The organism is Halomonas sp. 11-S5 (genome assembly GCF_029889825.1).
Taxonomy (GTDB): domain Bacteria; phylum Pseudomonadota; class Gammaproteobacteria; order Pseudomonadales; family Halomonadaceae; genus Halomonas.
In genome coordinates this window covers 21,301-35,465 of sequence record NZ_JARANW010000018.1, presented here as the reverse complement: position 1 = coordinate 35,465, position 14,165 = coordinate 21,301, and the positions used below count along the sequence as shown (strand labels likewise).

11 protein-coding genes are annotated in these 14,165 nt (G+C 62.3%); 4 read left to right on the top strand and 7 right to left on the bottom strand.

The window, feature by feature from the left end:
• Positions 1 to 94: 94 nt before the first annotated feature.
• From greA to OP497_RS12460, 7 genes are all read right to left on the bottom strand, one after another.
• Positions 95 to 571, bottom strand: coding sequence for a transcription elongation factor GreA (gene greA / locus OP497_RS12490; protein ID WP_280548867.1), 477 nt, complete (start codon positions 569 to 571; stop codon positions 95 to 97).
• Positions 568 to 3,798: a carbamoyl-phosphate synthase large subunit gene (carB, locus tag OP497_RS12485; RefSeq protein ID WP_280548865.1), complete on the bottom strand. Its 3,231-nt coding sequence runs from the start codon at positions 3,796 to 3,798 to the stop codon at positions 568 to 570. Before carB ends, greA begins: the two co-directional genes overlap by 4 nt.
• 52 nt (positions 3,799 to 3,850) lie before the next feature.
• On the bottom strand, positions 3,851 to 5,008 hold the full coding sequence (gene carA / locus OP497_RS12480) for a glutamine-hydrolyzing carbamoyl-phosphate synthase small subunit (protein ID WP_280548863.1): 1,158 nt from the start codon (positions 5,006 to 5,008) through the stop codon (positions 3,851 to 3,853).
• A gap of 447 nt (positions 5,009 to 5,455) precedes the next feature.
• Positions 5,456 to 6,259: a 4-hydroxy-tetrahydrodipicolinate reductase gene (gene dapB, locus OP497_RS12475; RefSeq protein ID WP_280548861.1), complete on the bottom strand. Its 804-nt coding sequence runs from the start codon at positions 6,257 to 6,259 to the stop codon at positions 5,456 to 5,458.
• A gap of 56 nt (positions 6,260 to 6,315) precedes the next feature.
• Complete coding sequence (locus tag OP497_RS12470) at positions 6,316 to 6,618, bottom strand: HigA family addiction module antitoxin (RefSeq protein WP_280548859.1); 303 nt, start codon at positions 6,616 to 6,618, stop codon at positions 6,316 to 6,318.
• A 135-nt stretch (positions 6,619 to 6,753) separates the two neighbouring features.
• Positions 6,754 to 7,659, bottom strand: a complete 906-nt coding sequence (locus tag OP497_RS12465; RefSeq protein ID WP_280548857.1) for an EamA family transporter — start codon at positions 7,657 to 7,659, stop codon at positions 6,754 to 6,756.
• Positions 7,656 to 7,934: a DUF2218 domain-containing protein gene (locus tag OP497_RS12460; RefSeq protein WP_280548856.1), complete on the bottom strand. Its 279-nt coding sequence runs from the start codon at positions 7,932 to 7,934 to the stop codon at positions 7,656 to 7,658. Before OP497_RS12460 ends, OP497_RS12465 begins: the two co-directional genes overlap by 4 nt.
• Positions 7,935 to 8,116: 182 nt before the next feature.
• Between OP497_RS12460 and corA the strand changes: the two genes are divergently transcribed.
• The 4 genes from corA to dndD all read left to right on the top strand — a co-directional run bounded on the left by corA (position 8,117) and on the right by dndD (position 14,147).
• Complete coding sequence (gene corA / locus OP497_RS12455; RefSeq protein ID WP_280548854.1) at positions 8,117 to 9,082, top strand: magnesium/cobalt transporter CorA; 966 nt, start codon at positions 8,117 to 8,119, stop codon at positions 9,080 to 9,082.
• Positions 9,083 to 9,457: 375 nt separating this feature from the next.
• A complete protein-coding gene (dndB, locus tag OP497_RS12450; protein ID WP_280548852.1) occupies positions 9,458 to 10,567 on the top strand; it encodes a DNA sulfur modification protein DndB in 1,110 nt (369 codons plus the stop codon).
• The gene (gene dndC / locus OP497_RS12445; RefSeq protein ID WP_280548851.1) at positions 10,564 to 12,171 is read left to right on the top strand and encodes a DNA phosphorothioation system sulfurtransferase DndC; all 1,608 of its coding nucleotides are present in this window, start codon (positions 10,564 to 10,566) and stop codon (positions 12,169 to 12,171) included. The genes dndB and dndC overlap by 4 nt, the downstream gene beginning before the upstream one ends.
• Positions 12,168 to 14,147, top strand: a complete 1,980-nt coding sequence (dndD, locus tag OP497_RS12440; RefSeq protein WP_280548850.1) for a DNA sulfur modification protein DndD — start codon at positions 12,168 to 12,170, stop codon at positions 14,145 to 14,147. The genes dndC and dndD overlap by 4 nt, the downstream gene beginning before the upstream one ends.
• Positions 14,148 to 14,165 lie beyond the last annotated feature (18 nt).

The following is a 14,165-nucleotide window of genomic DNA, read 5'->3' as shown; positions in this document are numbered from 1 at the left end:
TTTAAGCTGTAAGAAAACACCCCGCTCAGGGCGCTACCTTGGGGGGTGTTTGGGTTCTGACTTACAGCTTACGGCTTCAAGCTTACAGCTAGGGTTACAGATGCTCGACGCTCGAGATCTCGTACTCGACCTCGCCGCCAGGGGTGCGCACCACCACCACGTCGCCCTCCTCCTTGCCGATCAGGGCACGGGCGATGGGCGAGGTGACCGAGATGCGGCCTTCCTTGATGTTGGCCTCGTCTTCGCCAACGATGCGATAGGTCACCTCGTCGTCGGTCTCCAGGTTGATCAGCCCCACGGTCACGCCGAAGATCACCTTGCCGGTCTGCGGTAGCTTGGTGACATCGATCACCTGGGCGCTCCCGAGCTTGCCCTCGATCTCCTGGATACGCCCCTCGATGAAGCCCTGTTGCTCGCGGGCCGCATGGTACTCGGCATTCTCCTTCAGGTCGCCGTGCTCGCGAGCCTCGGCGATGGCGGCAATCACCCTGGGCCGCGCCTCGCCCTTGAGCTCCTCGAGCTCCTTGCGAAGCCGCTTCTCACCGGCGACGGTCATCGGGACCTTGTTCATTGTGTAGCTCCTGCATGCAGTTCCTGTAGCCGCCGCACGGTAATGGCATTGCCGTACTCGAGCGCCATGCAAACGGCATTGGCCCCTGCCAGGGTAGTGGCATAGGGGACCTTGCGGGCGAGTGCGGTGCGGCGGATCACCGAGGAGTCGTTGATGGCCTGGCGGCCCTCGGTGGTGTTGACGATATAGGCGACCTCGTCGTTCTTGAGCAGATCGACGATATGCGGACGGCCCTCATAGACCTTGTTGACGATCTCCACCGGCAGGTCGGCGGCCTCGAGGGCCTCCGCCGTGCCACGGGTCGCGCACAGAGTGAACCCCAAGGTTACCAGAGAACGCGCCACCTCGATAACTCCCGCCTTGTCCGGGTCACGCACCGAGAGGAACGCCTTGCGGTCGCCCTCGAGGGGCGGGATCGCCTCGCCGGCGCCGAGCTGCGCCTTGTAGAAGGCCTCGGCGAAGGTGTCGCCACTGCCCATCACCTCGCCGGTGGACTTCATCTCCGGCGAGAGGATCGGGTCGACCCCGGGGAACTTGTTGAACGGGAAGACCGCCTCCTTGACGCTGAAGAAGTGCGGCACGATCTCGCGGGTGAAGCCCTGCTCGGCCAGGGTGGTGCCGGCCATGCAGCGCGCGGCGACCTGGGCAAGCGACGTGCCGATGCACTTGGAGACGAAGGGCACGGTGCGCGAGGCGCGCGGGTTGACCTCGATGACGTAGATCTCGCCGTCCTGCCAGGCCAGTTGCACGTTCATCAGGCCCTTGACGCCGAGTTCCACGGCCATCTGCTTGACCTGGTCGCGCATCGCGTCCTGCACCTCGGCGGGCAGCGAGTAGGGCGGCAGCGAGCAGGCGGAGTCGCCGGAGTGCACGCCGGCCTGCTCGATGTGCTGCATGATGCCGCCGATCACCACCTCGCTCCCGTCGCTGACCGCATCGATGTCGATCTCGATGGCGGCGTTGAGGAAGTGGTCGAGCAGCACCGGGGAGTCGTTGGAGACCTTGACCGCATGGGTCATGTAGTTCTCGAGCTCCGAGGCGTCGTAGACGATCTCCATGGCGCGCCCGCCCAGCACGTAGCTGGGGCGCACCACCAGCGGGTAGCCGATCACCTCGGCCTTGGCGAAGGCCTCCTCGAAACTGCGCGCGGTGGCGTTGGGCGGCTGCTTGAGCCCCAGCTTGTCGATCATCTGCTGGAAGCGCTCGCGGTCCTCGGCGCGGTCGATGGCATCCGGGGTGGTGCCGATGATCGGCACGCCGGCGGCCTCGAGCTCGCGGGCGAGCTTCAGCGGGGTCTGGCCGCCGAACTGCACGATCACGCCGACCGGCTGCTCCTTGTCGGCGATCTCCAGCACGTCCTCCAGGGTCACCGGCTCGAAGTAGAGGCGGTCCGACGTGTCGTAGTCGGTGGAGACGGTCTCCGGGTTGCAGTTAACCATGATGGTCTCATAGCCGTCGTCGTGCATGGCGAAGGCCGCATGGACGCAGCAGTAGTCGAACTCGATGCCCTGGCCGATACGATTGGGCCCGCCACCCAGCACCATGATCTTCTGGCGGTCGGAGACCTCCGCCTCGCACTCCTCCTCGTAGGTGGAGTACATGTAGGCGGTGTCCGAGGCGAACTCGGCCGCGCACGTATCCACCCGCTTGTAGACCGGGCGGATGCCGGCCTGCTGGCGGGTCTTGCGAAACTCCTTCTCGGCGACCCCCAGCAGGCTCGCCAGGCGCGCGTCGGAGAAGCCCTTGCGCTTGAGGGCGTACAGCTCGCGGGGAGTGAGCTCGGAGAGCGAGCGCTTCGCCACCGCCTGCTCGGCCTTCACCAGATCTTCGATCTGCACCAGGTACCAGCGATCGATGTTGGTCAGCGCGAAGATCTCGTCGACGCTCATCCCGGCGCGCATGGCGTCGGCGATGAAGAAGATGCGCTCGGCACCGGCGGCCTGCAGCTCGCCCTTGATATGCGCCAGCCCATCGGCGTCGAAGCGGGTCACCTTGGGGTCCAGGCCGTCGTTGCCGGTTTCCAGGCCACGCAGCGCCTTGTGCAGCGACTCCTGGAAGGTGCGGCCAATGGCCATCACCTCCCCGACCGACTTCATCTGGGTGGTCAGGCGGTCGTTGGCCTGGGGGAACTTCTCGAAGGTGAAGCGCGGGATCTTGGTGACCACATAGTCGATGGACGGCTCGAAGGAGGCCGGAGTGCGCCCGCCGGTGATGTCGTTCTGCAGCTCGTCGAGGGTATAGCCCACCGCCAGCTTGGCGGCGATCTTGGCGATCGGGAAACCGGTGGCCTTGGAGGCCAGCGCCGAGGAACGCGACACCCGCGGATTCATCTCGATGACCACCACGCGCCCGGTGTTGGGATCGACGCCGAACTGCACGTTGGATCCACCGGTCTCGACGCCGATCTCGCGCAGCACCGCCAGCGAGGCGTCGCGCATGATCTGGTATTCCTTGTCGGTCAGCGTCTGAGCCGGGGCCACGGTGATGGAGTCGCCGGTGTGCACGCCCATGGGGTCGAAGTTCTCGATGGCACAGACGATGATGCAGTTGTCGTTCTTGTCGCGAACGACCTCCATCTCGTACTCCTTCCAGCCCAGCAGCGACTCGTCGATCAGCAGCTCATGGTTGTTGGAGAGTTCGAAGCCGCGGGTGCAGATCTCTTCGAACTCCTCCTTGTTATAGGCTACGCCGCCGCCGGAGCCGCCCATGGTGTAGGAAGGGCGGATGATCACCGGGAAGCCGAACTGCGCCTGGATGCGCCAGGCCTCCTCCATGCTGTGGGCCACCTCGGCCTTGGGGCACTCCAGGCCGATGCGCTTCATGGCCTGGTCGAAGAGGTCGCGATCCTCGGCCATGTTGATGGCATCGGCGTTGGCACCGATCATCTCCACGCCGTACTTCGCCAGCACGCCGTGCTTGTCCAGGTCCAGCGCACAGTTGAGCGCCGTCTGGCCGCCCATGGTCGGCAGCACGGCATCGGGACGCTCGGCCTCGATGATCTTCTCCACCGTCTGCCACGTGATCGGCTCGATGTAGGTGGCGTCGGCCATCACCGGGTCGGTCATGATGGTGGCCGGGTTGGAGTTGACCAGGATGACCCGGTAGCCCTCCTCACGCAGCGCCTTGCAGGCCTGGGCGCCGGAGTAGTCGAATTCGCACGCCTGGCCGATGACGATGGGGCCGGCGCCAATGATCAGGATGCTCTGGATGTCGGTACGCTTGGGCATGGTGCTTCCCACAGAATAAGGGTGACGAAGGGCGACGATTCGAGGGGCCGGCCTAGCGGCGGGACTTCATCATCTCGACGAAACGGTCGAACAGCGGCGACACGTCGCGCGGCCCCGGGCTGGCCTCGGGATGGCCCTGAAAGCTGAAGGCCGGGCGGTCGGTGCGCTCGACGCCCTGCAGGGAGCCGTCGAACAGCGAGCGGTGGGTGGCTCGCAGGTTGGCCGGCAGGCTCCCCTCGTCGGCGGCGAAGCCGTGGTTCTGGCTGGTGATCATCACCCGGCCGCTGTCGAGGTCCTGCACCGGGTGGTTGGCGCCGTGGTGACCAAACTTCATCTTCACCGTCTTGGCACCAGAGGCCAGCGCCAGCAGCTGGTGGCCCAGGCAGATACCGAACACGGGGAGCTCGGTCTCGAGGATCTCCCGGATCGCCGTGATGGCATAGTCGCAGGGCTCGGGGTCGCCAGGCCCGTTGGCCAGGAAGACGCCGTCCGGGTTCAGGGCCAGCACCTCTGCCGCCGGCGTCTGGGCCGGCACCACGGTCAGGCGGCAGCCGCGTGAGGCGAGCATGCGCAGGATGTTGCGCTTGATCCCGTAGTCGTAGGCAACGACATGGAAAGGACGTTCTGCCTTTCCATCCAGGCCGGACGCATCGGCATAGCCCGCACCCAAGGCCCACTCGCCCTCGCTCCACTCATAGGGGGTCTGGCAGGAGACCACCTTGGCCAGGTCCATGCCCTTGAGGCCCGGGAAGGCACGGGCCGAGGCCAGGGCGCGTTCGACGGCGTCGTCACCCTCGGCATCGGCACCGGCCAGGATCGCGCCATTCTGGGCGCCCTTGTCGCGCAGGATGCGGGTCAGGCGGCGGGTATCGATGTCGGCGATGCCCAGCACGTTCTGGCCCTTGAGGTAGTCGGAGAGCGTCTGTTCGCAGCGAAAGCTGCTGGCCAGCAGGGGGAGGTCACGGATCACCAGGCCGGCGGCGGCGATGGCGCCGGATTCCACGTCCTCGGCATTGACGCCGGTGTTGCCGATATGCGGATAGGTGAGGGTGACGATCTGTCGGGTGTAGGAGGGATCGGTCAGGATTTCCTGGTAGCCGGTCATGGCCGTATTGAACACCACCTCACCGCTGGTCTGTCCATCGGCACCGATGGCCGTGCCGTGGAATACACTTCCGTCTTCCAGGGCCAGTATCGCGGGTCTGTTCAATGCAACGTCCTCCCATGCTTATCTAGGAATACTGCGGGGCCATGGCCGGGCCTTCGAGCCCCGGATGGCCGCCCCGCAAAAAAGCGGGACGAAACCCGATGTAAGACCGGTTTCATCCCGCTTGTTGTCATTCGCTCGGAACTGATTCGCTCAGAACATCAGCACACTGGGGGCCGAAGCAACAAGCGCTCGAGAGGGCTATTTGCCCGCGCGCCCGGCCAAAATCTTGGGGATATTACAGGAAATGGCGCCTCGCGGCTAGCCCCCGGAAGATCGTGGGCGCTTCCGCCGCAGAGCTCGATAGCGAGGGGCGCCGGGGACAAGCCGCAGGGGAGGTCCTACGCCAGGGAAGGCGTCGGTAGCGTACAGGGAGGTATTTACAGCGCCTCCCCGCAGGCTTGTCGACGGAGCAGCCCCGAGCTCCCGCCATCGGCACAATCTCCGGAATCAAAGCCCGAGTACGTCCTGCATCGAGTAGCGGCCGTTGCCCTGGCCGGCCACCCAGCGCGCAGCACGCACCGCGCCCTTGGCGAAGGTCATGCGGCTCGAGGCCTTGTGGGTGATCTCGATGCGCTCGCCCTCGGTGGCGAACATCACGGTGTGCTCGCCGACGATGTCACCGGCACGCACGGTGGCAAAGCCGATCTCCTTGTCACTGCGCGGCCCGCACTGGCCCTCGCGGGCGAAGACGCCGTGCTCCTTGAGGCTACGGCCCAGGCTCTCGGCCACCACCTCGCCCATCTTCAGCGCCGTGCCGGAGGGGGCATCCACCTTGTGGCGGTGATGGGCCTCGATCACCTCGATGTCGTAGCCCTCGTCGCCCAGTGCCTTCGCCGCCGTCTCGAGCAGCTTCAGCGTCAGGTTCACCCCCACGCTCATGTTCGGCGCGAAGACCATCGGCACCCGGTCGCGGAAGGCGTCCAGGGCGGCGAGCTCCTCGTCGTCAAGGCCGGTGGTGCCGATGACGATGCGCTTGCCGTGCTCGGCGCAGAAGGCCAGATTCGCCAGGGTCACCTGCGGCGCGGTGAAGTCGATCAGCACGTCGACGTCGTCGGCGATGGCCTCGAGCGAATCCACGGCGGCCACACCCAGCTTGCCGACGCCCGCCAGCTCGCCGATGTCGGCCCCCACGAGCGAGCTGCCCGGCTCGACGATGCCGCCGGCCAGTGTGGCCCCGGCATCCTGCTGCACGGCGTTGACCAGGGTGCTACCCATGCGGCCGGCGACACCGACGATGGCAATACGGGTCATGTGGACTCCTGTAGAAGCGGTAGCGATTCGAGAATGGGCGAGAGTATATCAGAGCCTCAAGCGGCATCTCGTGGCGATACGCTGCGCTCGATTTCCTCGCCATGGTCGAGCTCGACTCGCTTGAGGTCATAGGCTGCCTGGAGGTTCAGCCACGACTGCGCATCACCGCCGAAATAACGCGCCAGCCTCAGAGCCGTATCCGCCGAGATCGCGCGACGCTCCTTGACGATCTCATGTAGACGGGTCGCGGGCACGCGCAGCTCACGCGCCAGGGCGTTGACGCTCATCCCCAGCGGATCGAGATAGTCCTCCCGCAGCACCTCGCCAGGATGGATAGGCCGCATGCCGTTCTTGATCATGATGGCAACTCCTGCTCGACAGAGGTCAGTGATAATCCACGATTTCGACACCGAAGGCGAGCGCATCGAGATCACCCACAAGGCCTCGAGCCGCCTGGCCTTTCCCGGCGAGCCCATGGGGAAGGATGAGACCGGCTAGCCGCCGGCGCGCCCGCTGCGCAGCAGCAGCGCGATCGCCAGCAGTACCAGGGCGCTGCCCGGCAGCCAGACCCAGCCGACCCGCTCGGGCTCCCGGACGAACAGCAGCAGCATGGAGACGAAGGGCACCAGGTAGCTGTAGGCGGTGACCGCCCCGGGCGTGAGCGCCGAGGTGGCGCGCTGCAGGAGCCAGAAGGTCAGGGCACTGGAGAAGAGCCCCAGGTAGACCAGCAGCAGCAGGTCAGGGCCGGTCATGGTCGCCAGGCGGCCCACCGGCTCGATGGCGAGCCCTAGCAGCCCGATCAGCACCGCGCCCAGGCCCAGGCTCCAGAAGGTGCGCACCGCCGCCGACCCCGGCAGGCGCCCGGTCGCCAGCCCCCACTTGCTGAGCACCGGATAGAGTGCCGTGGAGAGGCAGCCCAGGAAGAACACCGCCTCGCCGATGCCGAACTGCAGGCGCCCGCCCTTCGCCAGCGACTCCGCAAACGCCAGGCCCAGCGCCCCCGCCGCCCCCAGCGCCAGGATCGCCGGCAGGCGCCAGGCCAGCCGTTCCACGCCGAAGCCCAGCCCCAGCAGGAAGGCCAGCAGCGGCACCGTGACGAAGAGGGTGGCCATGGAGAGCGCCGTGGCATGGTGCGCCGCCCAGAACATGGCGCCGAAGAAGCCGGCCAGGCAGAGCCCCATCAGGGCATAGAGCGGTAGCCGCCGCCAGGCAGGCAGAAAATCCGGCGAGCGCCGAGCCAACCACCACAGGCCACAGCAGGCGATGACGAAACGCAGCGCGGTGAGCGAGAACGGCGGCAGCTCGCTCATCGCGCCCACCGCGGGAAACGACAGCCCCACCAGCACCGCCCACAGCAGCATGCCGAGGTGGGCGGCGCGGGGCGAGACGCCGCCGCTCAATTTTCCCAGACGATCTCCAGGGTCACGCCCGCGAGTCCCTCGAGCGCGGCATTCACCCTGCCCTCGAGCCGGTCCAGGGTCTCGTCATCCAGCGTCTCGACGGCCACGATCAACCGTTCCGGCTCGGCCTGGAGCAGGCAGAGGCCCTCGTCGAAGCTCACCCGCGCCTGGGTCTCCTCGCGGTCGATCGGCCGGGCATCGGCCCAGTCCCGGCACAGGCGCTCGACCAGCCCCTTGGCATCCTCGGCGGGAATCTCGGCTCGTGAAATCGGCATGGCAGCCTCCGCGTCTCGTTGGGTGAATGCCCAGACTATGACGACGCCCCCGTGAACGCCACCCCCTCCCCCGATGCTCCGCCTCATGACATTTGCCCTCACGCTGGCGAGGGTGACAGGTGCTCACCTCCAGGCACTATGCTGTGGCACAGGGCACCACCACTCATCGGGAGAGCTCGGCAATGATCATCAACTGCGTGGCCTACGAAAAGGGACATCGCCTGCGCGACATCCAGAGCGACGAGATCGGCGACTACCTGGGGCAACCTGACCGTTTCGTATGGGTGGCACTGCATGAGCCCGACGAGAAGGAGATGGCCCGCTTCCAGGCGGTCTTCGGCCTGCACGAACTGGCCGTGGAGGACGCCCTGAACGGGCACCAGCGCCCCAAGTTCGAAGAGTACGACGAAGCGCTGTTCGTGATCATGCACATGGTCACCATGCGCGACGACCAGCTGGAGACCGGCCAGGTGGCGGTGTTCGCCGGCCCGGGGTACGTGCTGTCGGTGCGCCTACACCCGGGCCGGGGCTTCAGCGAGGTCCGCCAGCGCTGCGAGCACGAACCGAAGCTACTCCGACACGGCCCCGCCTTCGTGATTTATGCCCTGATGGACACCATCGTCGACCGCTACTTCCCGGTGGTCGAGGCCCTGCAGGCCGAGCTCGAGAGCATCGAGGACCAGATCTTCGTCAGGGGAACGGCCCGCCAAAGCCTGGAGCGCCTCTACCAGCTCAAGCGCCAGACCATGCGGCTCAAGCATGCGGCCATGCCCTTGGGCGAGGCCGCGAGCCACCTGTTCGGCGGCCGGGTCCCGGCGCTGTGCCGCAAGACCCGGGAGTATTTCCGCGACGTCTACGACCATCTGCATCGCATCGAGTCAGCGGTAGATACCATCCGCGAGATGACCATCACCGCGATCCAGGTAAACCTCTCGATGGTGGCGATCGACGAGGGCGAGGTCCACAAGCGGCTGGCGGCCTGGGCCGCCATCTTCGCAGTGGCCACCATCCTTGCCGGCATCTGGGGCATGAACTTCGCCCACATGCCCGAGCTGGACTGGCGCCTGGGCTACCCCCTGGCGCTGTTGGTGATGGGCAGTGCCTGCGGCACGCTCTACTGGCGCTTCCGCCGCGCCGGGTGGCTGTAGCCAGCACCCAACTGAAGCCAACACATACAGCTCCTCGCTGCTGGTGCCAGGGCTCCTCGTTTTCTAACAGCCCACAGCTTGCTATACGCCCTCTCCGCAAATGCTCCACTGGCGCTTACGCCAGGCGGAAGGGGCTCAGCGGGTTCAGCGGGCTCAGCGGGCTCAGCGGGCTCAGCGGGCTCAGCGGGCTCAGCGGGCTGCAGTATAGAAACCGGTGGCATCCAAAGGCAGGCAGCAACTAAACTGTACAAATAACCAGCAACCGTGCGGATTCGGTGGGGCTCTAACAGAGGCATTAATGCAACAATGCACTACTGCATTAAGGCGCACAGTACGTTAAAATAAACGTACCCTTACGTCTAAGATCACGTACCAATGGCCCAAGCGATGCAACAGGCAGCCCACAGCACCCATGACTTTCCCGCGCTGCGAGGGATGCAGGGTGGACGCGCATGCTACACGATCATGTGCCCGCTGCGCCTGATCCCCAGGCTGTTTCACTACGACGATACAGGGCTCCCGCCTGAGGAGCGCGCCCAGCGCGCCATCAACCCTGGCCGCATCCCCGAGATCGCGGACTACCTGACACAGAACCCTGATAGCTACATCCTGCCGGCCATCACGGCGTCTCTCGACCAGGAGGCCGAATTCGTCCCGACAGGCGAAGAACTCGTTCCACTGGTGGGCATGCTGCGCATCCCCCGTGAGGCGCGCTTGCTGATCAATGACGGGCAGCACCGGCGCGCCGCCATTGAGCGCGCGGTCACCAGAAAGCGGGAGCTGGGCCATGACAGCATTCCCGTCCTGCTGTTTATCGATGAAGGCCTGAAGCGCAGCCAGCAGATGTTTGCCGACTTGAACCGGCATGCGATACGCCCCAGCACCTCGCTCAACACCTATTTCGATAAGCGCGATGCCGCCTCCACCCTGGCCCGCTGCATCATGCAGGAGGTACCCTGCTTTCAGGAGCTTACCGAAGTTGAGAAGAGCTCGTTACCGCTGAAATCCAGGAAGCTGTTCACCCTGAGCGCGATCAAGAACGCCAGCTGGCGCTTCCTGGAGAAGCGCAAGCGCGACGACGCAAGCATCGATGACCATGTGGAATGCATCACCTTTTGGGCGGCCGCCTGCAAGGTCATGCCGGATTGGTTGGAATCGCTTCGCAACCCCAGCCTGCCCATGCAGCTTCGCCAGGGAACTATTCATGCCCACGGTGTCTTTCTCCAGGCCCTGGCAGTGAGCTGCAGTTCGCTGCGCCGCGAAGCAGCCGAGCGCGACATCGATTGGTACATCGGACGGCTGACCCCTCTCATGGAGATCGACTGGCAGCGCTCCAATCCCGAATGGGAGGGCCGTTGCCTGCGCGATGGCCGGATCTCCAAGTCACACACATCTGTAGAACTACTGGCTTGCTATCTCAAGCAGCGCCTGGGGATTTCTCTGAGCGAAGACCAGCGCCAACTCGAGGACATGTTCTCACAATGAGCGAAGCCACCCTTTTTGCAACGCAAGACGAGATGCTAGCGGAACAAAGTGTCGCTGGCAGACCACTGCCGGACCTGCTTTCCGAGGTCCAGTCGCTCTACCTTGATGATGAGCGCCCCTGGGTCATCGGCTTTAGCGGTGGCAAGGACTCAACAGCCGTACTGTCGCTGATCTACACGGCAATCGAAAAGCTTCCCGCAGCGCAGCGACACAAGCACGTCTATGTCGTCAGCTCGGATACCCTCGTAGAAACGCCCATCGTCGTTGACATGGTGTCCTCGACTCTTGAACGCATTAACAAAAATGCCGAAGAGCAGGGATTGCCGTTCTCCGGTCACCAGGTGGTGCCAAAACCCAACGAGACATTTTGGGTGAACCTCCTCGGCAAGGGCTATCCTGCCCCGACACAGAGTTTTCGCTGGTGTACCGAGCGCATGAAGATTGACCCCGTGAGCAGCTTCATCCTGGACAAGGTGACGCGCCACGGTGAGGTCGTTGTCGTGCTTGGGGCCAGGAGCCAGGAGAGCGCTTCACGGGCCCAGGTGATCGCCAAGCACAAGGTCGATGGTTCTCTTCTTTCCAAGCACTCATCGCTGCCGGGCGCCTACACCTATATGCCCATCGAGGACTGGACTTTCGATGAGGTGTGGATGTACCTGCTGGGAGCTCCCACACCATGGGGAGGCACGCACCACCAGTTATTCGACCTCTACAAGGACTCGAATGCCGGGGAATGTCCGGTCGTCATCGACACCAAGACCCCCTCTTGCGGTAATTCACGATTTGGCTGCTGGACCTGCACCGTCGTTACCAAGGACCGGGCAATGGAGGGTTTGATCGAGTCGGGTGAGCTATGGATGAAACGCCTGAAGGCCTTTCGTGACCTGCTCTATCGGACAACGCTGCCACATAACAAGACAAAGTACCGTAACCACAAGCGGCGAACCGGGAAGGTGCATTATGCTCGTGGGCATATCACCGATGACAGCAACATCGAAAAAAAGCATATCCCAGGCCCTTACTGGATGGCTTATCGGCAAGCCTGGGTGAAAAAGCTTCTGGAAATCCAGAAGAATCTCAACGACGGCGGAAACCCGATCGTTCTCATCCAGGAGGACGAGTTGAAGCACATTCGTCTGGAGTGGTTGAGTGACCCCAATGAACCAGATGCCCTGGATGCGCTCCCTGCCATCTATGCCAGCATATATGGCCACAAGCTAGAGTGGATGCAGGACTCCGCGGGGGTCTTGAGTCAACAGGACGCTGCTGCCCTGAACAGCGCCTGCCTGGAGCACGGCACACCTATCGACCTGGCCGTCAAACTCCTGCAGCTTGAACAGTCGCTTGATGGCTTGAGCAAGCGGCATGGCGTCTTCAAGCGGATCGACTCCCTCTTGAACCAGGACTGGGGTGATCTCGATACGCTTCATACCAAGAAACAGGATGCCAGCATGGCACTCGAGGGAATGCAGGCGGCCAAGGGAAAGATGCAAGATATCTTCCAGGAAGATATTGGCTACCAGGGAAAGACCCGAAACGCAAAAAGCGTCTATGACGAGCTGCTGGCTGGGCTAGAAATTCAGTACGAGGAGCTAAGCAAATGATCCTGAACACGCTGAAGATGGGCAATTTCAGGGTTTATCGAGGCGATCACGAGATCGACCTTAGGCCGGAGGGGCCAAGTGGGGCAAAACCCATTATCCTGTTTGGTGGCCTGAATGGTGCCGGCAAGACGTCGATCCTCACGGCCGTGAGACTGACCCTCTATGGCCGTCGCATCCTGGGTGCCAAGGTGCCGAGCGATGAGTATCACCGCTATTTAAGGGACTGCATTCACAAGCCCATTGATTCGGAGCGTACCTCAAATAGCGCCTATGTACGGCTTAATTTTAGCGATAGTCGAGGCGGCCGCCAGCATGAATACGATGTGGTTCGCAGCTGGTTCCGCGATACGAATGGTGCTGTTACGGAAAATCTGCAGATTACACGTGATGACGAGGTTCTCTCTCACCTCTCACATGACCAGGCTCAAAGTTTTCTGAATGACCTGATTCCCCTGGGCATCGCTGACCTTTTCTTCTTCGATGGAGAAAAGATCGCCGAGCTGGCGGAGTCAAAAGGCAATGCGGCGCTTGCCGACGCGATCCAGCGGCTTCTGGGCCTGGACCTTGTCAACAGGTTGCGGGCTGACCTGGGTGTCTATATTCGCAACCACTCGAAAGGCAGGTTACCGGAAGCGATTCGCCAGGAAGCCGAAACATTAGAGGCTGACTATGAGCGCTACTATTCGCGTTACCAGCATGAGCTCGAGGGAAAGGAGGCCCTGGAGGACCAGCTTCACAACCTGAGAGCGGATATTGCCCAACTGGAACAGAAGATAGAAGCGCACGGCGGTGCCTGGTACGAAAATCAGGCGGACGAAAAGGAGCGGATGGAACGCCTGCTGGCTGATCAGGAGGCTATCAGGGGGCGGATACGTACATTGAAAGGCTCCCTCTATCCATTAGCGCTGGCTCCGACAGCGCTAGGTGCCTTGCTATCTCAGCTCGATGCCGAGAGCCACTATCGTAAGCAGCGGGTAACCCATCAGGCAGCCAAACGCCAATCGAAGGCACTGCGAAAAGAGTTGGAAAGTGCTCTGCAAGGCCAGGAGGCGCTACTAGAGAATGCTATCGAAAAAGCATTTGGAAAGAGCCTGAAGCCGCCCAAGAAGATAGAGATGGTGCATGACTTATCTGATAGCGAGATAGAGCAGTTACGCCATCAGATCACGGTAGAGGCACCAAAGCAAAAGGAGGAAGTCGATGAGCTAGAAAAGAAGCTAGAAGGTCTGCGACACGAGATCAGTGAGTGCGCGGCAAACCTGGAGCGAGCACCGGACGAGCAACGCATCAAGCCACTCTATGAACAGCTGCACGAGGCACAGCTCAAGCAAGGCCGCTTAAACAGTCGAATTGAAGAACAACGTGAAAATGCCAAGCGTGAACTTCGCTCAACCATGGACTGTATTCGAAAACTGCGCAAGCTTGAAACTGAACATCAGCATCAATCTGATAATGTCCACGCTATCGAAATGGCTCAGTCAGTCAGAGAAATGCTAATGAGCTACTCTGATCGCGCAAAAAACAGCAAGATTAATGAGCTTGAACATCATTTTAGTGAATCATTCAAGCAGCTGTCGCGTAAGAACCATGATCAGCTTTCTCCAAAAATCGATCCTAATACCTTTGGTGTTGAGCTGATGTACGCTGATGGAAAAACAATAGATCGTGAACAGCTATCAGCCGGGGAAAAACAAATTTACGCTACTGCCATGCTTGAAGCTTTAGGAAAGTCCTCAGGCCGACGCCTACCTATCATCATCGACACGCCTCTTGGACGCCTGGACTCTAAGCATCGTTCAAGAGTCATTGAGTACTATTTTCCTTATGCCAGCCATCAAGTAGTCCTCCTTTCGACAGACACGGAAATAGAAACTAAAAACAGCCCTAAACTTTTCCAAGACTCGATTTCTAAAGCATATCGCCTAGGTTTTGAAAGCCTTACAGGACAAAGCACAGTCGAAAAAGGTTACTTTTGATGCTACCAAATAGATTCT

Excerpts from the sequence above, each read along its gene's own strand:
- dndC (WP_280548851.1), top strand. The coding sequence starts at position 10,564 with ATGAGCGAAGCCACCCTTTTTGCAACGCAAGACGAGATGCTAGCGGAA.
- corA (WP_280548854.1), top strand. The coding sequence starts at position 8,117 with ATGATCATCAACTGCGTGGCCTACGAAAAGGGACATCGCCTGCGCGAC.
- OP497_RS12470 (WP_280548859.1), bottom strand. The coding sequence starts at position 6,618 with ATGATCAAGAACGGCATGCGGCCTATCCATCCTGGCGAGGTGCTGCGG.
- dndB (WP_280548852.1), top strand. The coding sequence starts at position 9,458 with ATGGCCCAAGCGATGCAACAGGCAGCCCACAGCACCCATGACTTTCCC.
- dapB (WP_280548861.1), bottom strand. The coding sequence starts at position 6,259 with ATGACCCGTATTGCCATCGTCGGTGTCGCCGGCCGCATGGGTAGCACC.
- carB (WP_280548865.1), bottom strand. The coding sequence starts at position 3,798 with ATGCCCAAGCGTACCGACATCCAGAGCATCCTGATCATTGGCGCCGGC.
- OP497_RS12460 (WP_280548856.1), bottom strand. The coding sequence starts at position 7,934 with ATGCCGATTTCACGAGCCGAGATTCCCGCCGAGGATGCCAAGGGGCTG.
- greA (WP_280548867.1), bottom strand. The coding sequence starts at position 571 with ATGAACAAGGTCCCGATGACCGTCGCCGGTGAGAAGCGGCTTCGCAAG.
- dndD (WP_280548850.1), top strand. The coding sequence starts at position 12,168 with ATGATCCTGAACACGCTGAAGATGGGCAATTTCAGGGTTTATCGAGGC.